Source organism: Phocaeicola plebeius, from assembly GCF_003437535.1.
Lineage (GTDB): Bacteria > Bacteroidota > Bacteroidia > Bacteroidales > Bacteroidaceae > Phocaeicola > Phocaeicola plebeius_A.
In genome coordinates, this window is the sequence record NZ_QSQT01000002.1 from 1 (window position 1) to 23119 (window position 23119).

17 protein-coding genes are annotated in these 23119 nt (G+C 44.4%); 2 read left to right on the plus strand and 15 right to left on the minus strand.

The window, feature by feature from the left end; all coding sequences use genetic code 11:
- Positions 1-132: 132 nt before the first annotated feature.
- The 6 genes from DXD04_RS01405 to DXD04_RS01430 all read right to left on the minus strand — a co-directional run bounded on the left by DXD04_RS01405 (position 133) and on the right by DXD04_RS01430 (position 12117).
- Positions 133-1533 carry a glycoside hydrolase family 28 protein gene (locus tag DXD04_RS01405; protein WP_117670217.1) on the minus strand — a complete coding sequence of 467 codons (1401 nt, stop codon included), beginning with the start codon at positions 1531-1533 and terminating at the stop codon, positions 133-135.
- A 20-nt stretch (positions 1534-1553) separates the two neighbouring features.
- Positions 1554-3884 (minus strand): GH92 family glycosyl hydrolase, encoded by a 2331-nt coding sequence (locus DXD04_RS01410; RefSeq protein ID WP_117670219.1) that lies wholly within the window; start codon positions 3882-3884, stop codon positions 1554-1556.
- Between the two features lie 197 nt (positions 3885-4081).
- Positions 4082-5773, minus strand: coding sequence for a RagB/SusD family nutrient uptake outer membrane protein (locus DXD04_RS01415; RefSeq protein ID WP_117670221.1), 1692 nt, complete (start codon positions 5771-5773; stop codon positions 4082-4084).
- Between the two features lie 24 nt (positions 5774-5797).
- Positions 5798-8815, minus strand: a complete 3018-nt coding sequence (locus DXD04_RS01420) for a SusC/RagA family TonB-linked outer membrane protein (protein ID WP_117670222.1) — start codon at positions 8813-8815, stop codon at positions 5798-5800.
- 30 nt (positions 8816-8845) lie between these two features.
- Positions 8846-9913 carry an acyltransferase family protein gene (locus DXD04_RS01425; protein WP_117670224.1) on the minus strand — a complete coding sequence of 356 codons (1068 nt, stop codon included), beginning with the start codon at positions 9911-9913 and terminating at the stop codon, positions 8846-8848.
- Between the two features lie 35 nt (positions 9914-9948).
- Positions 9949-12117, minus strand: a complete 2169-nt coding sequence (locus tag DXD04_RS01430) for an alpha-N-acetylglucosaminidase (protein ID WP_117670226.1) — start codon at positions 12115-12117, stop codon at positions 9949-9951.
- A gap of 177 nt (positions 12118-12294) precedes the next feature.
- On the opposite strand from DXD04_RS01430, the gene DXD04_RS01435 reads away from it, so the two are divergent.
- Positions 12295-13644 (plus strand): MATE family efflux transporter, encoded by a 1350-nt coding sequence (locus DXD04_RS01435; RefSeq protein WP_117670228.1) that lies wholly within the window; start codon positions 12295-12297, stop codon positions 13642-13644.
- 3 nt (positions 13645-13647) lie between these two features.
- Here DXD04_RS01435 and DXD04_RS01440 read toward each other — a convergent pair whose 3' ends face one another.
- The 7 genes from DXD04_RS01440 to argR all read right to left on the minus strand — a co-directional run bounded on the left by DXD04_RS01440 (position 13648) and on the right by argR (position 19675).
- Positions 13648-13875: a hypothetical protein gene (locus DXD04_RS01440; RefSeq protein ID WP_117670230.1), complete on the minus strand. Its 228-nt coding sequence runs from the start codon at positions 13873-13875 to the stop codon at positions 13648-13650.
- A gap of 55 nt (positions 13876-13930) precedes the next feature.
- Entirely contained in the window at positions 13931-14713 is a 783-nt protein-coding gene (gene proC, locus DXD04_RS01445) for a pyrroline-5-carboxylate reductase (RefSeq protein WP_259295961.1), read from the minus strand.
- A 423-nt stretch (positions 14714-15136) separates the two neighbouring features.
- Entirely contained in the window at positions 15137-16261 is a 1125-nt protein-coding gene (locus tag DXD04_RS01450) for an aspartate aminotransferase family protein (RefSeq protein ID WP_117670232.1), read from the minus strand.
- A 94-nt stretch (positions 16262-16355) separates the two neighbouring features.
- The gene (gene argC, locus DXD04_RS01455) at positions 16356-17324 is read right to left on the minus strand and encodes an N-acetyl-gamma-glutamyl-phosphate reductase (RefSeq protein ID WP_117670234.1); all 969 of its coding nucleotides are present in this window, start codon (positions 17322-17324) and stop codon (positions 16356-16358) included.
- A complete protein-coding gene (locus tag DXD04_RS01460; protein ID WP_007564380.1) occupies positions 17321-18529 on the minus strand; it encodes an argininosuccinate synthase in 1209 nt (402 codons plus the stop codon). Before DXD04_RS01460 ends, argC begins: the two co-directional genes overlap by 4 nt.
- A 77-nt stretch (positions 18530-18606) precedes the next feature.
- Positions 18607-19176, minus strand: coding sequence for a GNAT family N-acetyltransferase (locus tag DXD04_RS01465; protein ID WP_117670237.1), 570 nt, complete (start codon positions 19174-19176; stop codon positions 18607-18609).
- Positions 19177-19192: 16 nt separating this feature from the next.
- The gene (gene argR / locus DXD04_RS01470) at positions 19193-19675 is read right to left on the minus strand and encodes an arginine repressor (RefSeq protein ID WP_117670239.1); all 483 of its coding nucleotides are present in this window, start codon (positions 19673-19675) and stop codon (positions 19193-19195) included.
- Between the two features lie 172 nt (positions 19676-19847).
- On the opposite strand from argR, the gene DXD04_RS01475 reads away from it, so the two are divergent.
- Complete coding sequence (locus tag DXD04_RS01475) at positions 19848-20573, plus strand: class I SAM-dependent methyltransferase (RefSeq protein ID WP_117670242.1); 726 nt, start codon at positions 19848-19850, stop codon at positions 20571-20573.
- Here the strand turns inward: DXD04_RS01475 and DXD04_RS01480 are convergent.
- On the minus strand, positions 20563-21687 hold the full coding sequence (locus DXD04_RS01480) for a PepSY-associated TM helix domain-containing protein (protein ID WP_117670244.1): 1125 nt from the start codon (positions 21685-21687) through the stop codon (positions 20563-20565). The two genes, DXD04_RS01475 and DXD04_RS01480, sit on opposite strands and share 11 nt — an antisense overlap.
- Before the next feature lie 9 nt (positions 21688-21696).
- Positions 21697-23118, minus strand: coding sequence for a DUF4374 domain-containing protein (locus DXD04_RS01485; protein WP_117670246.1), 1422 nt, complete (start codon positions 23116-23118; stop codon positions 21697-21699).
- Position 23119 lies beyond the last annotated feature (1 nt).

Sequence of the window (23119 nt, forward strand, 5' to 3'; positions counted from 1 at the left end):
TCATAAAAAACACCCCAAAAGTTTTGTGTCTAACTTTTGGGGTGCAGTACAAACTTATGTTGAGACAGCCTCTTAAAAAAAGGAATTTAGAAATGTACCGTTTCACAACGGCATTTTTAAAAACACTTGGGGCTATTTTTGAATTACCCCAGCTGTATTTTCCAAGTGTATATTTTCTGCAGCATAATCAGGACGGGTATCTCCCCAATTGACTGTACATCCTTCCATTTGGATGTCGGATGCTGTGTGGAAGAAGAATCCATACGTTTTTCCTTTTAGAAAGCCTTCTCCGTCGCATGGACGCTTATCGTATACCCCACCTTCAAAAGTGGTCCGTTTGTGGAGATTTACTTCTACCTGGTCAAAATAAATTCGGTTGATTTTGTCTATCGTATCTCCACTGACAAATATTCCGTTTTCACTTGTACATTTGATATTGTGGAAATAAATACGGCTGACTTCTCCACAAGCACCTTTTACGGCTCCTTTCGGGAAACGCCATCCGGCATCTTTATGATTTCCTACTGCACGTGGGAAAGATGTGACGTAAATCGGTTCTGCTTTTCCCCACCATACATCAGAGAAGAAGCGGCAGTCTACAATCATATTTGAGAATATGACGTTGGTAACTGTACCTTCATCACGGTTTTGAATACCTATGCCCCGGTTGCTGTCTTTGATGATGCAATTAGTGAATAACACATTGTTGATTTTGTCCATGTTTTCCGAACCGATTTTTACGGCGCATGAACGTGAAGTCATGGTGCAGTTGGTCACTACCACGTCTTCACAGCTTCCATACTGTTCAAATTCACGTCGGTTCTTCAGACAGATACAGTCATCTCCTGATTCGATGAAGCAGTTGGAAATACGTACGTCTTTGGAGTGGTCTATATCAATTCCGTCACCATTACGTATTTTCAGGTCATTAAGAATGCTGATACCATCAATCATTACATTGTTGCAACCTATTAAGTGTACAGTCCAGTAAGCGCTGTTGCAGATGTTCACATCACGTATGACAAGTTTTTCTATGTTGGTCAGTGTCAGAACATGTGGACGCGGGTCGAAATCGGTGACAGGTTTCAACTCATAAGAATCTTCCAGTTCCTTTCCCATGAATGCAACTCCGTTTCCGTCAATGCTTCCAGTTCCGGTGATTGATACATTTTTCAGGTCCTTTCCACTAATCCACATCATGCCTTCTCCTCGGTTGGCACCGAATGCACTTTCTGTATAGATGCTTTCGTCTGGATTTGCCAGCAAACGGGAGTTAGGGGCCAGTTGTAGCTCTACGTAAGAAGCTAACTTAAATGGTCCGCAAAGAAACGTATGCCCGGATGGAACAAGCACTGTTCCTCCGCCTGCTTCCGAACAAGTATTAATAGCTTTCTGAATGGCTGAGGCGTCATCGGTTTTTCCATCTCCCGTAGCACCATAGTCCATGATGTTGTAAACCCCTGTTTGAGGTGAATGGCATGCTCCGAATAAGAAGATGCTAAGTAGTGCAAAAAGAATGTGTCTTGTTTTCATTATGCAAATTTTTTACGTTTTTATTCTGCAACCTCAATTAAGGAAGGTGGACAATCTTCAGGAGTATTTCCCCATGTTTTGTTGGGAGTATTTCCCATTGTAAATACCATCTCACCTCCTGCTATAATATCTTTGTGCGAAATATAGTTCTTGGTATAAGCCTTCCCGTTTAAGGTTACTTTTTGTATGTAGATATTTTCTTCAGAGGCATTCTCTGCTTGAAGAATAAATGATTTTCCATTTTCCAGATGTAGTACAGCTTTAGGGAATGAAGGACTGGCCAATACATAGAAAGGTGAACCTGGACAAACTGGATAAAATCCTAAAGAAGCAAAAATATACCAGGCTGACATCTGTCCTGCATCGTCATTACCTGAAAGTCCTCCTGGAGCATTCAAATATTCAGTTTCCATGATATGGCGTATTGCCTGTTGCGTTTTCCAGGGCTCTCCTGCATAATTAAACATGAATGCGACTTGGTGGCAAGGCTCATTTCCGTGCCAATAGCGGTGTTCGCTGAACATCGAATCCAGTTTCAGAGCAAATTTTTCTTTTCCTCCCATGTACTCCATCAGTCCGTATGGATCATGTGGCACATACCATGTGTAATGGCAAGGAGCTCCTTCTGTGATAAATTTGGCAAACTGGAATGCGTTTTGTTCTTTCAAGAACGTGCCGTCGGTATGTCTTCCTTGCGCATAGCCTGTTTGCGGGTCAATCACATTACGGTAATTCAGGGCACGTACGGACAACAACTTGTAATCTTCGTTCTTTTGAAGCTGTTTGGCTACTTGGGAGAGGACAAAGTCATCGTAGGCATATTCCAACGTACGTGACACCTGTTCTTTTGTGTGGAAGGCATCGGGCACACTATCCTCTAATGGGATGTAACCATATTTTAGGTACGATTGCAGTGCACGGCGTCCCATTCCATTTTGATAGTCTTTTTTATTAGCAGGTGATTCGAAAGCATTTTTTCGCATGGCCTCGTAAGCCTTTTCTATGTCGAAGTTACGTACGCCTTTTATGTAGGCATCTCCTATAGCTGCAATGCAATGATCGCCTATCATGGCTGCCGTATAGCTGTTCCAGCATGGGAAAATAGGGATCCATCCTCCTTGTTCAAACTTATTAATAAGCGATTGCATCATGTTTCCTCCCTGAGTAGGATATAACAAGTTGATAAGTGGATGCAGGGCACGATAAGTATCCCACATACTGTAGTCATCGTAGTATACTTCATTCGATGCCAGTTGGAGAATCGAATCTTTTTGGGCGAAAGCTGGATACCTGCCATCTACGTCATTGAATGTACGTGGTAGGAAAGAAGCCCGGTAGAAAGCTCCATAGAATTTCTCCTTGGCCTCTTGGTCTGGTGTTTCCACTTCAATAGCAGACAGATGTTTTTCCCAAATGGCAGTAAGTTCTTTCTGTGTCTGGTTGAAATCCCAATGCGGAATTTCTTGCTGCATATTCTTTTCAGCTCCTTCTTTATCGGTAAATGAAGAAGCCGCTTTGACTAATATCTGTTCGTCGTTTTCTACATGAAAACCTATATATATGCCGATGTTTTTTTCTTTCTCAATTTTAATTTGTCCCGGGAATACACTGTCTTCACGGAAGGTCCCGAATTCGCAAGGTTCCTTTTGGTAGTCAATGATAAAATGACCGCTGTATCCGGCAGGTTCTCCCCAGCCTTGATAAATGCGGTGTACGGGGTTGTATCCGTAGATACGTTTTTGAAGGGTATCTATTTCAATGTATCCTTCTCCTTCATCGCTGTTAGGATTGACGATGAGATAGGCTTTTCCTGCCTTCTGGTAGGTAAAGCGGAATATGGCCGACCGCGAACGGCCTGTCATTTCAGCCTGAAGATGCTCTTCGGGCAAAGTAACTGAATAGTAGGAAGGGGTAGCCGTTTCCTGTTCATGTGCGAAACGTGTCCCTCTTTTTTCGGGTATGCAGCGTAATGAATCGAATAACGCTGACAATGTCATAGAACCGTAATCCTGGGTGCATCCTCCTGTAATCCAGTGCGAATTGCGGAAGCCTTGAAACAAGGAGTCACGGTAATAATAAGGTGCGATGCATTTTTGCTCGGTATCCTGTGTCTGTGGTGTCCAGAAGTTCATCCCGTTAGGCTCCAGTACGGCAGGCAGCGTCTGTCCGTATTCCTCCGTGTGCTTTCCAAACATGCCGGCAGTATGCGTGATGCTGGCGGCAGTGCTCATTCTTGTGTCAATGTATGGCAGAAGCCTCTCGGTGGTCTGACCGTGAGTGCATGAAATAACCAATGGGGTGATTGTTCCCAAAAACAGTGATTTGAATAATATGGCAAAATGCGTCTTCATGAATTTTCAAACTACGTGAAAGCGTCTTTTTGTTTCTGTAAAAATAAGGAATGAAATGGTATATTCTTTGTGGGATTAAGACTATTAAACTTGTATTTGGTAAATGTTGTAGTAAAATTGTCTTTTGCAAACCTAATGTTGGAATAGCTCAAATTATCGGTGAGGTATTTTCCTCACCGATAATTTATATAGAGTAATTATTCTCCGTATCCAGGATTCTGTTTCCAGTTGGTGTTTGCATTGAGTACGTCACGTGCCAACGGTAGCAGACGATATTGGGGATTAGCTGCATCCGGATTATAATCATACTTAAATCCCCAGTCACGCTCAAAGTCACCAAAACGAATTAGGTCGTTACGACGCCAGTGTTCGTCGAGGAATTCACGTCCACGTTCGTCCAAAATTTCCTGGAGATCCGGGTCATGATTCAATTCTGGAGCGTGTACATACGTGCGAATCTGGTTGAATAGACTTTGAGGTGTGTCGCCTAATGTAGCTGTACCGCCACGGACAATAGCTTCACATTTCATCAAGATAATGTCTGCATAACGGAAGATAGGTACGTCGTTGTCTTGGTTACGACTGTATACGTTGTAATCGTTGATATCTGGGAAGAATTTGATGGAACGATAACCTTGTGTCCATCCGGTTAAAGTTGCGCCACAATTGAGGTCTGCATCTGGTGTTCGTATAATAACATTACCAGAATTGTCTGTATAACTGCCAGTTGCCAAAGAAATAGATTTGCTGAAAGTGACTAAATCTCCTTTATAAGTGTTTCGTACGTTAGTTGGCATACCTGTTGCATTATCATATTGGTATACATCGAAAGACTCCTCATCAATATTTTCCCCTGTATTTCCGGCAATTACTGTATTACGGTCATCTCCTGGCAGGCAGAATAATTCAACAAATTCAGGGGTTAGAGTCATGTTACCACCTACAGAATTGGTCATTTCAATACTATAGAAACCATTGTCGTTCTGTCCACGACGCCAGGTACGAAAACGGGCATAAGTCATACCTTGTGCGGTGACAGCATCATACGGCATGGCATAGATAAAGTCTTTGATTTGTGCACCGTTGGTGTACATGAACTTTTCTTTGTAACCGTCGTTTAAATTGAATAGTTGTGACTTGATGACGCGATCACAGGCTGCGATACAATCATTCAATTTTTCATTAGGCGTAGTAGAGGACCAACTGGAGCTGGTAACATCTTGTGTATACACGTTCCAATTGATATACAGTTTAGCCAATAGTGCATCAACCATCCAGCATGTTGGTGTGCCGTAGGTCGATTCAGATACTTCACTTGGACAGTTATCACGTACAGCAAGTAGTTCTGTTTCAATCCATTTAGCTACTTCTGCACGTGGAGAACGTTCGATGGCTGAATTGTTGTCTACCACTTTGTAGTCAATGATGGGGGTATCTCCCCAGTTGTCCATCAAAAGGAAGGTGTAGAAGGCACGAACGGCGCGGAGTGGGGCGGTGAGGCTTGCCTGGTCTTCACCTTCTCCTAAGTCCATCAGTAACTGGTTGCAATTTACAATACCAGCTTGAATATCGTTGTAAACCGCCAGCTGGCTGTTGCTGGCATCCGCATTGACCATGTGGAGAGAAATGTTGGACATATCACGTCCGTTTAGGTAATCTCCATCGAAACTGACTGCGGTATATTCGTCGGAGTTGCAAGATATGAGTTCGTCATAACGGCGCCCCAAAGCACCGCGGAAGGCGTAATAAGCATTGTTTATGCGCGCACTCAGTGCAATCTCAGAATCAGGATATTCAGTGTACTGAGACTTGATGTCTACGTCTAGGTCCGTACAACCGACAGTTGTAAGTGCCAGTAAGGCAGCAGAAATAAAATATCTTGTTTTCATATTTTTATGTCTCCATATTTTAGATTAGAAGTTTACATTTACACCTACCATGAATGTACGTGTACGCGGATACTGGGTATTACGCCAGTCCATACCAGGTGTCAGACCTCCCAGATAGACTTCCGGATCTAATCCCTTGTAGCCGGTAATGGTAAATACGTTATTGCAGGTGGCATAGATACGCAGGTTATTCACCCAATTGCCTAACTTTCCGAAATTGTATCCCAGTGTTAATGTAGCCAGGCGGAAATAAGAGCCATTTTCCAGATAGCGGTCAGAAGGACGCTGTGCATTGGAATCAGAGAATTTTTGTTCTGTGGCCACTTCGCTTAACACGTTTTTCCCAGCTGCTACCAACCCAACGTTATTATAGTAGTTTCGGGTTGCATTGTAGATCTGGTTTCCTGCTACACCTTGGAAGAAAGCAGTTAGTGTCCAGTTTTTCCATGTGAAATCATTGTTCCATCCGTAAGTCAATTTAGGTTGTGCGCTACCTGTTTTGCGGCGGTCTTCGTCTGTTGGGGCGTCGGTCGTTCCAATCAGTTTTCCATCGGCATCATAGTCGTTGAATACGGATACTCCGCTTTCATTGTAGCCAGCCCATTCGTAAGTATAGAACTGTCCGATAGGAGAACCTTCCATAATGCGTTGTACATTTTGACCTGAGAATCCGCCAACATCAGGGTCAGACATATCAATGTAAGGTACAGAATAGGATGCGTTGGTCAATTTCTCTACCACGTTTTTGTTATGTGACAGGTTAAGGGTTGTACTCCATGTGAAGTTATGGGTTTGCACAGGCACAGCATTGATGGTGATTTCGATACCCTTGTTGCTGATATCACCTACATTGGCTGTCATGGTACCATAAGGATAGCGGTTGGTAGAAACCGGATAATCATAAATTAAATCACTGGTACGTTTGTCGTAGTATTCGATGGTACCGCTCAGGCGGTTGTGAAGGAAACCGAAGTCGATACCGATGTTGAACATACTGGTACTTTCCCATTTCAAATCCGGATTAGCATTTCGGGTAGCTCCCAGCATTCTATAATTGGATGTGCTTCCATCTGGATTTACGTAGGTGAACCATCCTGTAGCACCATACAGGGGACGTGCGATAAAAGCGTCGAATCCCAAAGAGTTTCCGCTTACACCGTAGCCAACTCTTAATTTCAAGTCATCGAATACGTGTTGGTTTTTCATGAATTGTTCCTCTGTGATGCGCCATGCTGCAGATACAGATGGGAAAGTTGCCCAGCGATTGTTTTCACCGAAAGCAGAAGAACCGTCTCGACGAACAGTTGCTTGCAGTAAGTATCTGCTCTTATAGCTGTAATTAATACGTCCATAGAAGGAGATCATTCTCAGTGTAGAGAGGTTGTTACTGATGACGTCATTAATATCTATGTTATTGGCCATACCCAAGTTGTGGTAAGTTAAATCGTCATTATAGAAATTATAGACTCTCAGTCCGAAACCGTCGTTGTTGTCAGCTTGTTCCCATGAGTAACCCAGCATGATACCTACTTTATGTGCATCTGCAAAAGTATGGTTCCAATTCAGGTAAGTTTCCATCTGCTTGCGGATGTTTTCTGTAGTGCTACGGTCTGCCTGTCCGTGTTTCGAAATAACTGAAGGCAACTGGGTTTGTGTGGTATTGTAGATGTTGTAGATGTATTGTTGGTTTTGGTATGAAAGATTAAGATTCCAGTCCAGACCGTCGATGATATGCAGGGTGGCTTGCGCTGTACCTTGCAACAATTTTTCTTTTGTGTCATAACGGTCTTCGTTAATCATTGACAGCGGGTTATAGTTCTGTGAAATATTCAGGTTACGATACCATGTACCATCTTCATTTTTTACAGGAACCAAAGGGTTGTAGTAGTACATTGCATCCAATACGCTACGACCTTGGATGTCGGTTGGTCCTGTAGAACTATTACGGATGCTGGCATTTAGACTGAGGGCTAATTCTAAACGGTTATTTAGAGCTTTGGTTTGTACGAAGGTACGTGCATTCAAACGATCCATATTAGTGCCTCTTACCACACCTTCACGGTCTTGGAAGTTAAGTGAAGCACTATAGTTTGTTTTTTCATTGCCGCCGTTAATAGATACGTTATGATTATGGCTGAAACCAGTACGTAACACTTCATCTTGCCAATTGGTGTTAGCCGGATTATCTACATTGTAGTAATCATTCAGCTGGGTAATGTTATTTGTTTTGGCATAGCTTAGTAACTCATCTGCCGTCATCATATCTAAGGTCTTTAAGGTACGATCCCATGCTACGTAACCGCTGTAGCTTACACTCGTACGTCCATCTTTCTTTCCTTTTTTCGTAGTGATGATAATCACACCATTGGCAGCTTTAGAACCATAGATGGCTGTAGCAGAAGCATCGCGCAAGACATCGATACTTTCGATGTCTTCTGGAGCTACCAGAGAGATACTTACTCCCGGTACCCCGTCTACTACGTAGTAAGGTTCCATAGCCTCACCGGTACGCAGTGAAGAAGCACCACGCAAAGAGATGGAAGCCGAACCGTTCGGGTCGCTGGTATTGGCGATAGTCAGCCCAGGAACTTTACCTTGAAGCATCTGAGCCGGAGTTGTAATAACACCGACATTCATATCTTCTGCTTTTACAGTAGTAATAGAACTGGTTACATCTTTACGTTGCATGCTACCATAACCAATAACAACCACCTCGTCTAAAGTTTCTGTATCTTCTTTCAAGGTTATATTCATTCTATTACCTCTCACTACATTTTCTTGTGAAAGAAAACCGATATAAGAGAATACAAGTGTTTTACCTTTCTCTACTCGAAGAGAAAAATTACCATCCATATCAGTCACGGTTCCGTTGGTAGTTCCTTTTTCAACTACGTTTACTCCAATCAAAGGATCACCGGATGTACTTTTTACATGTCCTGTAACTGTGAGCTGCGCAAATGCCCATGAGACATTCATCAGAAAAAGAGCCATAAACAAAGCGAATGGCCTTAGTCTTGCATTTTTCAATTGTACTTTACACATAAACTTAGATTTTTAAAAGGTTAGTTTTTATCAAATCTTGATATAGATTTTTTTACGATGAAGGATGTAGCCAGTTAATCCCATTACTGAGCAGAATAGTAATGAATAGATAAGAGAGGCCAGATATTCATCTGGAACAGCAATGGTGATTGTTTGATAGATAGCGTCTTTTATTTCCCATTGAGAGAATATGATTGCCACAACCTCACTGAGCACGTAAAGGAACAAAGGATTCATTCCGAAAACCAGGAAGAAGGTCCATCCTTTATTGATGTTCTTTACGTCTATTACATACATAAGTAATGCCAATAACAGAGAGCCCCATCCACATGTGACTAAAACGAAGGTGGTAGACCATACTCGTTTGTTAATCGGCATCCAAATGGAAAGTACATAACCGATGACCAGCATAATTACAGCTGCTGTAATGAGCTTGACAATCCGTTTGTTTACAGAAATCTTTTCCAGCAACAATCTGCCACACATAAATCCGATGAGCGTGTGGGCTACGGCAGATAGTGTGCCGGCAAGGCCTTCCGGATCAATCGGACTCTTTTTGTAAAGATGGGCTTCTCCAAATACGCCTCTGTCGATGACCGCAAGCAGATTGGTGTCATCGCAGGCATAGCCATTTCCTGTCAGAAGTAAGATGGAATAAGCAAGTAGTAATCCACCGCAAATCCATGGGAGATACTTATGATTGATATAAATGACCATAAGCGATACGATGCCGTAACATAGGCCAATTCGTTGCAATACACCAGGAATGCGCAGAGTGTCGATGGGGAAGAAGTCTCCATTGCACACATATCCAAACCAGTCAATCGCTAATCCGATTAGAATGATAAGGAACGTACGCCGAACAATCTTTTTGACCACTTCCGAGGTAGGTTCGAAGTTAAATTTCCGAAGAGAAATGTAGGTGGAGATACCGACCATAAACAGAAAGAACGGGAAAACCAGGTCGCACGGAGTGAGTCCGTTCCATACAGAATGACGCAACGGTGCGTACGAAACGGGGCCTCCGGCATTGTTTACCAGAATCATGCCGCATACCGTGATGCCGCGTAAGATGTCTAATGACAGCAATCGTTTCATGGTGCTTTCTGATTAATGGTTATTGCAATTCTTAATTACTTATTCGGAAACACTTCATTAAATACTTCTTTTGCTACGCTGACACAGTCACCTTCCGGTTGCGATGTGTACGGATTATGAGCAAGTGTCCAAGGTTCTTCCATGGCATAGTAGTCCAGTTCTACCATCGGTTTGCCATCAAGCACATCCTGGAGTGTCTGCCAGTAGGCTGCCCAGCGTTTGTAGTAGAAGTCTTTCAGAAGACCGTTCCATTCCTTATGGGCATAGTCACGAAGACCTCCGTCGTTGGCACATACGCGGTTTCCCCATGTGGTAATCTGTACGCGGGCATTCCATTCGTACAAATCTTTTTCCTCTGGAGTAGTTCCGAGGTTGCGGGCCTGTTCAATCCAACGTCCTACACGGAATTCACTTCTTGTACCTAACAGCCGGTCTTGTGCCAGCAAGATATTCAGAAACTCTTGTGAGTGAGCTGCAAAGCTCTTTTTGTCGAAACTCTTGAAGTCGGCAATGGTCTGGTTGTAGACGATACGTCCTCTGTCGGAGAGTGACTGACGGACGATGTCTACCAGGTCGTATTCAAAGTTGTTGTTGCCTTTGTATTTGTCGGCTACTTCCAGCATCAGGCGGGCTGCCGCTTCCGTGCTGGTCGGGTCATAATAGTTCTGCATCTTAGACCAGCTGGATGCCTGGAAGTTATTCAGTCCGGGACGGCCGCAGAAAATGGATTCGTGAGGGCCTTGCTGGTTATTGCCAAACGGGCAGTTGTAGATGCCGTCGGCAAGAATGCTCCATGCCTGTGTAATTTTTTCATCCCGTACACCGTAGCGTGCGAAGAGATAGTCTTTTAACCATTCTTCCTTGGTGAACTTTTCCGGACGCCAGGGAAGTTCGCACATCAGTTCGAACATCACCGGATTGTTTTCACTACCTTCCATGGTCAGACCGATGCCTTTCAGATGGGCGGCTAATGGATTGTTCTTGGTAAGGTAGAAATTGTTCAGCAACTGGTCCATACGTCCGTGCAGACCCACGTTGCCTCCGAAGTTTTCTATCATACAGAACAGCCAGTCGTGTTGCTCATAACCCTTTTCACGTTTCCAGATAGAAGGAATACCCCACATCGGGCGGCATTCGCTGAACAGGTCCAGAATCAGGATATCCCCGTTGTTCAGGTTCTTGATCATCTCCGGGCGCGGGTTTTCCGTCCATCCCTGAATCACCCATGTAGCCTTCGGGTTGACATCCTTCATTGCTTTAAGTACAGCTTTTCCGGCTGCATCAAAATCCACGCTTCCTGCATCTTCAAGTTCGTGGAACGGGTCCATAGAGTAATAGTTGGCTTTGCCGAACAGTTTTTCCAGTTCCTTATAATATAAAGAAGCAATTTCGTTGAAGCGTGAGTCGGTGGGAAGTAAGAAAGCCGGACGGGTAAATCCGTTCCACAATGCGGGTTCGGTTACGTTCAGTCCTAACTTCTTATTGGCATCGTGAGGTACCATACCGGAATAGCCCGGGAATACCGGTTCGATGCCGTATTCGCGCATACGTTTCAGAATCTTCTTCTGCAGTGCTTCCTGCTGTGTGTACCAGCTGTCAGGATTGGGACCGCCCCATCCTTCCAGGTTGTTCATGGCCCACCATGCCAAGAAAGCAGGTCCTGCAATGAATTTATTGATTTCTTCTTTCGTATAACCTAATTTTTCGAGCATGTTTTTCCACACGCATTCCTGACCGACTACTGCCAGTGGCAGGTTGATTCCGTGTAGTGCCATCCAGTCGATTTCCTTTTCCCAGCGTTCCCAGTCCCAGAAAGCCATGGTATAGGAATAAGTGCAATAGTTGAAATCGTAGCGTAAGGAGAGGTTGGTTTCCTTGCGTACCGGAGTAGAAACTTTCGGCAAGCTTTTCGGCAGTTCGGCAGTCATGCCGTTCCATGAAAGATGAATGCCTGCGTAATATTTCAGATACCAGTTCAAGCCGGTAGCGATGTTTACGTAGTTGTTTCCCCGAATGACTACTTTGTCACCTTTCTGGTCGAGTTCAAAAAAATCGGATGGTCCTTTTTTTACTTGTATGATGAATTTCTTGGAAGCTCCCGGATCAATTCTTTCCAAGAGTCCGTTTACAGGATTACTCCATAATTGAGTAAAAGGAATGCAAAGACATGCTAATACGATCAGTAGAAATTGCTTGGTTTTCATAATAATTGTTTTTAGGTGTTGCAAAAATCATATTTTATTAGGATTCAGAGGGGGAAAATAGTGAAGAAAAGGGGGAAAATAGTGCATTGTAGGATTTACACCTTTAAATTGACCTATGTCAAGACACTCTACGGGCTAAATGTTGTAATTTTGTCACGTTTTTTAGAGAGTTAGTACGTGGAACAGGCAATTCAACAAACAGGTATCCGGAAAGGCTTGACGAAGCTCGTGATTCCTATCTTTATCGAGACCTTATTGATTATGATGTTAGGTGCTGTCGACACCGTTATGCTGAGTCAGTATTCCGATGAAAGTGTGGCGGCAGTAGGGGTGGTGAACCAGATTGTGATGTTTGCTTTCCTTATTTTTGAGGTAATCAATATCGGTACTTCTGTGCTGTGTTCGCAGTACCTGGGAGCAGGGATGAGGAACAAGATGGTGCAGGTGGTCGGTGTGTCTTTGTTGCTGAACCTGGTCGTGGGACTGGTGGTCAGTGCCATCCTGCACTATGGAGCAACTACATTATTGGGATGGATGGGACTTCGTCCGGAATTGCTGAAATATGGTATCGGTTACATGGAGATTGTAGGTGCGTTTGCTTTCTTCCAGGCTATTTCGCTGACTATTTCCGCGTCCTTGCGTAGTGCCAACAAAGCCATTTACCCCATGCTGGTTACGGTACTGGTCAACGTGATGAACATCATCGGAAACTATTCCCTGATTTTCGGAAAGTTCGGCCTGCCTGCCATGGGAGCAGAAGGAGCGGCCATATCTACCTCCATAGCCCGTGGGGTGAGCATGATTGTCTTGTTTGTCATTCTCTTCAGAAAACATATTCCGTCTTTCCCGATGGCTCTGTTCCGTCCTTTCCCTTGGATAGAACTGAAAAACCTGTTGAAGGTGGGAGTCCCTTCTGCCGGGGAGAATATGTCGTACAGTTTTTCGCAGGTGGTCATCACCTATTTAATCAATATCTTAGGAAATGATTCGCTGGCCACACGAACTTATACGGTGAATACTACCATGTTTGTCTATCTCTTTGCCATCGCCATGGCACAAGGAGGAGCCATCAGTATCGGCCATCTGGTGGGGCAGAAGCGAATACGTGCGGCCTACCTGTTGGGAAAGTACGTCATGCGTCTGTCCATTCTGGTATCGCTGGGACTTTCGTGCATCTGGGCCATATTCGGTCATACAATCTTCAGTATGCTGACGGACAACGAGAATATTATCCGGTTGGGAGTGACCATTCTCATTGTCGATGTCATCGTAGAGATAGGGCGTGCTGTAAATATCTATGCCACGAATGCCCTCCGTTCGGCTGGTGATGTGAATTTCCCGTTCTATGTCGGCTTGATTGTGCAGTGGACGGTTTCTGTCGGACTCAGCTATCTGTTCGGGATTCATCTGGGTTGGGGACTGGTCGGTATGTGGTGTGCCTTCCTGCTCGACGAGAACATCCGTGCCTTTATCTTTGTGAAACGGTGGAACAGCCTGAAATGGGCGAAAAAAGGTTTTGTGAAGTAAAAGCTACATGTCCGATTGAATCAGGCAGAAATAGAACAGGATGATGCAGATAATGTCGATGGTAAGTGCAATGACCGACCAGCGCAGAAACTGCTTGTTCTTCTTGACGGCTCCGTAGATGATTCCTAAAATGGCAGACAGGAATACACCGGCTACGATGCCAAACAAACCCTGTACGGCTATTCCTAACAATACAAGGATTCCCATGGTGATAAGAATGTTGTTTTTCATGTCGGTTCAGGTTTTGTAATGAAAAAGGGAGCATGAAGCTCCCCGTATGATGTTTTTATAAGCTGGCCTTGATGGCGTGGATAACGGCCGAGGTAAATCCGTCGTGCTCCAGCGAGTTGATACCCTTGATGGTAATTCCTCCCGGAGTAGTCACTTTCTCGATTTCTGTGGCCGGATGTGCATTTTCGTTGTTTAACAAGAGTTTGGCTGCCCCTTCCAGTGTTTGTGCCAGCATGGTCTGTGCATCGTGTGGCTTGATACCCAGTTCTACTCCTGCCTGCATGGCAGCTTGTACGTATTTCAGTACGTAGGCAATGCCACAGGAAGTCAGCGAGGTGGCAGCTGCAAATTGTTTTTCCTCAATCAGCATGGAACGTCCCATTTCGTTAAAGAGCGCAGTCAGGGAAGTGATTTGTTCTTCCGAAGCATTGCGTGCGGCAATCAGTGTCATGCTGGCTCCTTCTGAAATGGCTGTGTTAGGAATGACGCGGAACATCGGCATTTCCGGGTCTACAAAATGTGCCAGGTCTTCAAAAGTCAGTCCTGCCGCCACCGATACCAGAATCTGTGGTCCTCTTAATCTCAGCGGCTTCAACACTTCTTCCACTTTCCACGGCTTGACGGCAATAATGATAATGTCCGCATCTTCTGCTGCTTCTTTATTGGAATGCGTTACGTGAATGGCAGGAAATTCCGCTTTCAGTGCGTCCAGTTTGCCGGCACTGGGGTTGGATACCGAAATTTCTTGTGCCTGAATATAATGTCCGTTGGCCAGTCCACGGGCAATGGCACCTCCCATGTTTCCGGCTCCGATGATTGCTACTTTCATATCTTTCAATTTTGAGTTCTTTATTCGCAAAGTTATAATTAAAAATGAGAGTTGGGCTATATAATGGAATTTATTTTGGTGGTATATGGAAAAGGCGAGATTGTTTTGTGGAAATGCTTCGGGAATAATGGAATATTTTCTTTGTGAGTTTTACGTTTCTCGTAAAGGAAACGTATGTTTCTCAGTGCGGAAACGTAGGTTTTAGGTTCGGGAAACGTAGGGTTTTGCGTGGGAGAACGTAGAACGTGTAAGGGGATGTGGTAAATAATGTAACGATGCTTAGAGGATGATTTGGAAAAACTATTGATTTCTTTGAAATTTATAATATAAAGAATAGAGCATGAACAATGTTGATTTGATGTACTTGTACGTAAAAATAAAAACGGAATCTTGATTAAGAAGATTCCGTTTTTGTGGATAAGTATTTTGTTTTTATTTCGTTACGTGATGCAAGCGATTTAGGAATTCATCTGCTTCGTTCATGCTCAGGCAGAGCGGCGGAAGCAAACGGATGACGTTGGTACCGCTGACACCGGTAAATACTTTTTCTTCGAAAAGTAGTTTCTGGCGGAGTTCCTTGATGGGTTCCTCAAATTCCATTCCAATCATCAAGCCGCGACCGCGTACTTCTTTGATTCCTTTGAAGCCTTTCAATTCTTCCAATAGGTGAGTACCTACTTTGCCCGCATTTTCAACCAGATTTTCTGCTTTCATCACATCTAGTACAGCGATAGCTGCTGCACATGCCAGATGATTGCCACCGAAAGTCGTTCCTAACTGGCCATATACCGGAGTGAATTTCGGACTGATCAGTACACCGGCCATCGGGAATCCGTTGCCAATGCCTTTAGCTACAGTAATCATGTCAGGGCGTACGTCATTGTACTGGTGAGCAAAGAATTTACCGCTTCTTCCGTAACCCGACTGGATTTCATCCAGAATCATGACAGTATTGGTTTCGTCACACGTCTGGCGAATGGCTTTCATGAACTCAGTAGTAGGGAGCTGAATTCCTCCTACGCCCTGGATACCTTCAATGATGACTGCACATACATCGCCTTTAGCCAGTTCGGCTTTCAGCGCTTCTGTGTCGTTCAGCGGCAGGTATGTCACGTGTCCGTTGTCATTGATCGGAGCAATGATTTTCGGATTGTTGGTTACTTCTACTGCCAGTGAAGTACGTCCGTGGAAAGCTTTTGCGAAAGAAATCACACGTGTACGTCCGTTATAGAAAGATGCCAGTTTCAATGCATTTTCGTTGGCTTCTGCTCCAGAGTTGATTAAGAAAAGCTGATAGTCATCATAACCGCTGATGGCTCCCAGACGGTCGGCTACTTCCTGCTGTAACTTGTTGATTACAGAGTTGGAATAGAATCCCAATGTAGCTACTTGTTTGCTGATGGTTTCCACATAGTGAGGATGTGCGTGACCGATGGAGATAACGGCATGTCCTCCATAGAGGTCAAGGTATTCCTGACCTTTGTCATCCCATACGTGGCAGCCTTTTCCTTTTACGATGTTTACATCGAACAAAGGATATACGTCGAATAACTTCATATAATTAAGAATTAAGAATGAATAATTAAGAGCAGCAATCAAGGAGTCCTGCCTGGTTATTCATTTTCATTATTCATTATTCATTATTCATTAATTAGAATGCGCTCGGTTTCAGCTTCAGTCCTACTGTTTCTTCCAGATTGAACATCAGGTTCATATTGTGTACAGCCTGACCGCTGGCTCCTTTCAGCAGGTTGTCAATGCAAGAAATGATAAGCAGCTTGTCGCCATGCTTTTCCAGATGAATCAAGCATTTGTTGGTGTTGACTACCTGCTTCAGGTCGATATTCTTGTCCACGATGTGGGTGAAAGAATCTTCTGCATAGTACTCTTCGTACATTTTTACAATCTCTTCCAGCTCTACCTTGGTCTTTACTACGATAGTGGCAAAAATACCACGGGCAAAGTCACCTCGGTAAGGAATGAAATCGATTTCTGAATGGAAACTGTTCTGCAGCTGTTTCAGTGACTGTTTGATTTCTGGCACATGCTGGTGTGAGAACGGTTTGTAGATGCTGAGGTTGTTGTTACGCCAGCTGAAATGACTCGTAGCTCCCGGTTTTACACCTGCTCCGGTACTTCCGGTAATGGCGTTTACCATTACGTCGTCGTTCAACAGCAAATGCTTGGCCAATGGCAGAAGTCCGAGCTGAATGCATGTAGCAAAGCATCCCGGGTTAGCTACGTGCTTGCTATGACAGATAGTGCGGCGATTCAGTTCTGGCAGACCATATACAAAGTCATGGTCGTCCGATTTGATTCGGTAGTCCATGGACAGGTCAATGATTTTCAAGTCTTCCGGTACATTATGACTCTCCATGAATTTTTTTGTATCACCGTGAGCCGTACAGAAGAACAATACATCGATGGTATCGAGTGGAAGCTCATCTGTAAACACTAAATCGGTTTCTCCATACAAGCCTTCGTGTACATCAGTAATCTTGTTGCCCGCATTGCTGGAGCTGTTGATAAATGCAATCTCTACATCCGGATGATTAAGCAGCAGGCGAATCAGTTCGCCTGCCGTATATCCTGCGCCTCCTATAATTCCTGCTTTTATCATACGTCGGCCTCGTCTTTATGGTTCGCATAATAGGCACGGAGCGGAGTGGACAGCACCTTGATAAAGCCTTTGGCATCTTCTGCGGTCCATCCTTTCTGCATTTCCCCGTATTCGCCGAATTTGTTCTTCACGAGGTCATCTTTCGATTCCACTCCTACCGTAGAGAAACCGTAGGGGCGGAGTTCCAGAATCGCAGTGCCGTTGACGTTACGCTGTGATTCGGTCAGCATGGCTTCGATGTCGCGCATGACCGGTTCCAGGTACTGGCTTTCGTGAAGGAACATGCCGTACCAGTTAGCTACCTGGTCTTTCCAGTATTGCTGCCATTTACTCAGGGTATATTTTTCCAGGAAGCGGTGAGCGCCGATAATCAGCATCGGAGCAGCAGCTTCGAATCCTACACGGCCTTTGATACCGATAATCGTATCACCCACATGCATATCACGACCGATACCGTAGGCTGCACCAATCTCTTCTACTTTCTGGATGGCTTTAATCTTGTCATCGAACACTTCTCCGTTTACGGCATACAGCTCTCCTTTCTTGAATTCCAGTTTCAGCTGTTCGCTGCCTGTTTTCGTTACTTGCTTCAGGTAAGCACTTTCCGGCAATCCCTGTGCGGAATCCAGAATCTCACCACCACAGATAGACGTGCCCCAGATGCCTACGTTGTATGAATATTTCAGCTTGGTGAAATCTGCCTCAAAACCATTTTCCTTCAGGTAATTGATTTCATATTCACGGCTCAACGCCATGTCACGTGTCAGGGTAATGATTTCCACTCCCGGAGCCATTACTAGGAAAGTCATGTCAAAACGCACCTGGTCGTTGCCGGCACCAGTAGAACCGTGAGCAATGGCATGAGCTCCGATTTCGTTGGCATAACGGGCGATGGCCAATGCCTGGAAGATACGTTCAGAACTTACAGAAATAGGGTAAGTACCGTTACGCAGTACGTTTCCGAATACCATGTATTTCAGGCTCTTTTCGTAGTATTCCTGTGTTACGTCAAGAGTTACATATTTCACAGCTCCCAGTTTGTACGCATTTTCTTCGTTCTTCTTTAACTGTTCCGGGCTGAAACCACCGGTATTGGCGCATGCTGCATATACTTCATATCCTTTTTCCTTTGCCAGATACATTACGGTAAAGGAAGTGTCCAATCCGCCGCTGAAAGCAACGACAACTTTTTTCTTTTCTTCCATGGTGCTTATCTTTATATCGTGAAGCTTTTCGCCTGTATGAGTTCAGGGGAAAACCTCGCTTGAGATTATTTTTGTATTTAGAAATTGTTTATTTTATCGTCTGTGTGCAAAGCCGGATCGTAAAGCATGGCTGTGCAGATACAAAATTTGCGGTTTTTCGCCATCAGGATTTCGTGGTTGATACATCCTTCACATCCTTTCCAGAATGAGTCATCGTCGGTCAACTCGTTGAAAGTGACAGGTACGTATCCCAGCTCTGTATTCATTTTCATGACCGCAGCTCCTGAAGTCAGACTGAAGATTTTGGCTTTCGGCCATCGCAGACGAGCCAAAGTAAAAGAGGCATGCTTGATACGCTTAGCCAGTCCGCATCCTCTGTATTTTGGATGAACAATCAGTCCGGAAGTAGCTACGTACTGTTTGTTTCCCCATGATTCGATGTAAGTAAATCCGGCAAAATCATCTCCGCACAATGCGATGATGGCTTTTCCTTCTTTCATCTTGGTAGCTACGTATTCGTGTGTACGTTCGGCAATACCCGTACCGCGAACTTTGGCTGCTTCTCTAATCGTGTCCAATATTGTGTCAACGTAAACCTCGTGTGAGGCGTCGGCTACCATTACATCAATTTGTTTAGTAGGTTCCATTTTTTATTCTTATCAGTTAGAGTTGGTTTATATTCGGTATAATGTTGGCAAGAGCATGCTTGACTTCTGTACGCGTACAATTTTCGCGAATCACCAGCATGATGGTGTCGTCGCCGGCAATGGTACCGATGATTTCATGGAAATTGTGCATGTCAATGTCGTATGCCAGACTGCTGGCATATCCCGGGCGAGTCTTGATCACAGCAATGTTGTGGGAGAATTCAATGGTGATGAATCCGTTGTGACGCAGCATTTCGCTGGCTTTTTGCGGCTCTGTCATGCGTTTGTACATGGTATTGTTGGGGAGTACATATACATAGTTCCCGTTCATGCTGGCAGCTTTGGCTACCTTCAGTTGCTTCAAGTCGCGCGACAGGGTGGCTTGTGTCAATTGGAATCCTTCTTTTGTCAACTCCTGCAAGAGTTCGTCCTGACTTCCAATCTCCTTGCTGGAGATAATCATTTTGATTGAATCAAGTCTGCTATTCTTGTTCTTCATTGTATAATTATTCTTTTACGGCTGCAAAAATACGGATATATTTTGAATATCATGCATAAATTCTTACTTTTTTGTGTGTTTATTCTGAAAAATGCATGAATATAATGAATAAATAACCATTGTGAATTTTATTTTGTATTTTTGTGCACGTTAATTACAGAGACAAAGAATCATGAAGACCACATGGCTACAGGCAGAAAAGGATCCGATGGGAGCTGCCATATACGATTACTTCAAGAATGGAAAGGCTGGAAAGTTAAGAGTTTTCTCTTCACAGTTTGAGGAAGATGAAATTCCAGTGAGCGAATTATTCCGTACGTATGAATACATGCCCTTGCTGGAACAAACCGCACTGGATATGGCTCAGGGAAAGATTTTAGATGTAGGAGCAGGCAGCGGCTGTCATTCCTTGGCTTTAAAGCAAATGGGAAAAGAGTCTGTGGCTATTGATATTTCTCCTCTGTCGGTAGAAGTCATGCAGGCACGTGGACTGGATGCCCGTCTGGTCAATCTGTTCGACACGCATTTCGTTGAACGTTTTGATACCATTCTGATGCTGATGAACGGTTCGGGAATTATCGGACGGGTAGAGAATTTCGGTGATTTCTTTCAGCGGATGAAGCTGTTGTTGAATCCTGGTGGTTGTATCTTAATGGATTCAAGCGATTTGAGATACCTGTTTGAGGAGGAAGATGGAAGTTTTGTCGTTGATTTGGCGGGCGATTATTACGGTCAACTGGATTTCCAGATGCAATATAAACAAATAAAAGGAGAAGCATTCGACTGGTTGTATGTGGATTTCAACACCCTGAGTCTGTATGCTTCTCAATATGGTTTCAAAGCAGAGCTGGTGAAGGAAGGCAGTCATTATGACTATTTGGCCAAACTTACCTTGTAACTCTTTGTTTCTTTTTCAGCCATAAATAATACCCGCTGAGTGGAAGTACGCCTCCGACAAAAGCTGCCAGGAAATAGAGTACCTTTGTATAGATACCTCCCCAGTCTCCGGTGTGGAAGGCATAGAACCAGCCTTTCAGTTTCTGTGCGCGAGGCACTTCTGCATAGGTTGTGGTTTCTGTAATCTCTCCGTTCTTCGGATTGAATTTCAGGGTATCCGTACGACGCAGTTGCTGTCTCTGGATAACTTGTATCTTTTTTTCTTCTATACGGAGTGAAGTGTAGCCGGTGTATTTTGTCTGTACTTCCTGAGCCGCCCTGTCCCAAGCCGTATAATCGGTTTGTTTCTTTCCTCCTTTCTTGGTACGTGCATCGTTTTCCTTTTGAGGGAGGGAAGTTCCGTGAGTTTGGGCCTGCTTCGAAGTGTTTCCTCCAAAAAGTCCGTAAGCAAACGAACGATACCAACCAAACGACCAGGTGAGCCCGGTAAGTGCCATGACCAGCAGGAAGAGGGTAGAATAGAAGCCCAACGTCACATGACTGTCATACCAGAAACGGCGCCATCCTTTGCGGAAGGAAACTTTCAGTCGGTTATTTAACGCTTTATGGGTGCGAGGCCACCAGATAACAAGGCCACTGATAAGAATCACGACCATCAGCAGGGTGGAGATACCGACTATCATTTTCCCTACAGAGGAAGCTCCTTTCTGCGGTGGAGGGTTCAGCAGCCAGCGATGCAGTTTCCGCATGGTTTGAAAAAAAGCGTTTCCTTCTATCCATCCGTTCACTTCTCCCGTGTACGGATTCACACTCAGACTTTTTCTGCCTGCGTTTTTGAAAGTCACTGTAGCTGCCTCATCGGCTTTTCCTGAATATTGCAGTGAGGTTAGCTTGAGTGAATCGGCGGTCTGCTCCTTTATGCGTGCAATCAGTTGTGAAGGTGGAAGAACGGCAGCGTTCCCTTCTGGAACGCTTACCTTATATAGATGGGGGTTACACGCCTGAGTGATTTCCTTTTCGAATACCAGTGCAGCTCCCGAGAAACAAATAATGGAAAGAATAATTCCCACTGGAATAGAAAGCCAGAGGTGTATTTTCCCGAATAATTTTCTCATTTCTAAATGTTATTGTTGGGTTAATGCAATTTTACCTACTGTTGTAATTTCATCGGCTTCCACTTCCAGTCCTTTTACAGCCTCTCCTGTTTGAGGATTGATTTTATAGAATGTGGGAGTGGCTCCTTCTTCGGTAGTCAGTACCGGGATGTAAAAATACTGATTTTCCAGATAAGGGGAATTTCCGAAAGAAGAAATCAGGTTCATGTCAGGCAATCCTGTAATAGGAATCAGCTTCTTTTCGCTGGCTTTGAATATCACCAGTTCATTTTTAGGTGCATTAGTTCCTAGTGTGGCTACTTCTTCAATGCTGCATCCGTAATTATTGAGCAGGAAATAATCGCCACCTACGTGCCAGCAGCGGAACAACGGATGGCCGCTCGCACCACTCATCGTTTCCAGATTGCAATAATACTCATCGAAGGCAGTACTTCCGGCAGGGATGCGCACGACACCAGAAGGAAGTGTACCTTGTACCTTTGCCTTTAAGTTGGCATCAGCCGCAGGCTGGGTAGCCGTACGTCCATATCCTCCTGAAAATACATACAAGTTTCCGTCATCGTCGCTCCAAATGGTCTGATAGTACTGAGAACGCATGCGTCCGCAGGCAAAACCAATCTTGTCTGTTGTCGCAATAACCGGTTCTTCATCAAAGTTGCTGCCGCTGTAAATGGCAATATAAGCATTATCCGGATATTGGGTAGAAGGAATCTGTCCTGCAGTATACTTACCGCTTCCTGAGCCGCCGGTACCGGTTGCCACATAATCCTGACTCAACACCTTATCGGGCCAGGTATTCACTCCGTAGTGACTCATACCCATGGGAATAATGGAGGTGTAGAGCTTTCCGTTGGCTTCCACAAATCCGGCCATGGTAACCTTTTCACCGTTCCCTAAGAAGTTCTCAGCCAAAATATCCTGCTGGTTGGTACTGGTGGTACCGTTTTTGGCGTTCAGGTAGTTAAATAAAAAGCCTTGTGCTGCATTGCCTTTACTGTCAGTCTGCTTGGTGTCTCCGGTAGATACGGTAATCACATTGTCACCCCATGTGCCGTAGGTAGTAAAACGGTTGAATGTATAACTGTATTTTTTCTGCGGCACATTGTTGGCATCCAGATAGTAACATCCTCCGGTGCCTTGTGATCCGTCGTTGTATTTGATTCCGAAAAAATAATTCTGGTCGTAAAAAATCCAGTAAGAAATCTGGTCCTGAAATTCCTTTCCGTTTTCAATGACTGAGATTTTGCCTTCGTCCAGACTTTCTGCCGTAAGCAGATAGGAAGTACCTCCTGCGGTGACCGGAATGACGTAGTTTCCCTTGAAGTTGTTGTGATTGCTGAAGGTTGGGTCATTTTCTTCGTTCTGACACCCCATGAACAGGCCTCCCATGCAGAAAGCGCCCAGTCCTAACATAAAATTCTTTTTATTCATA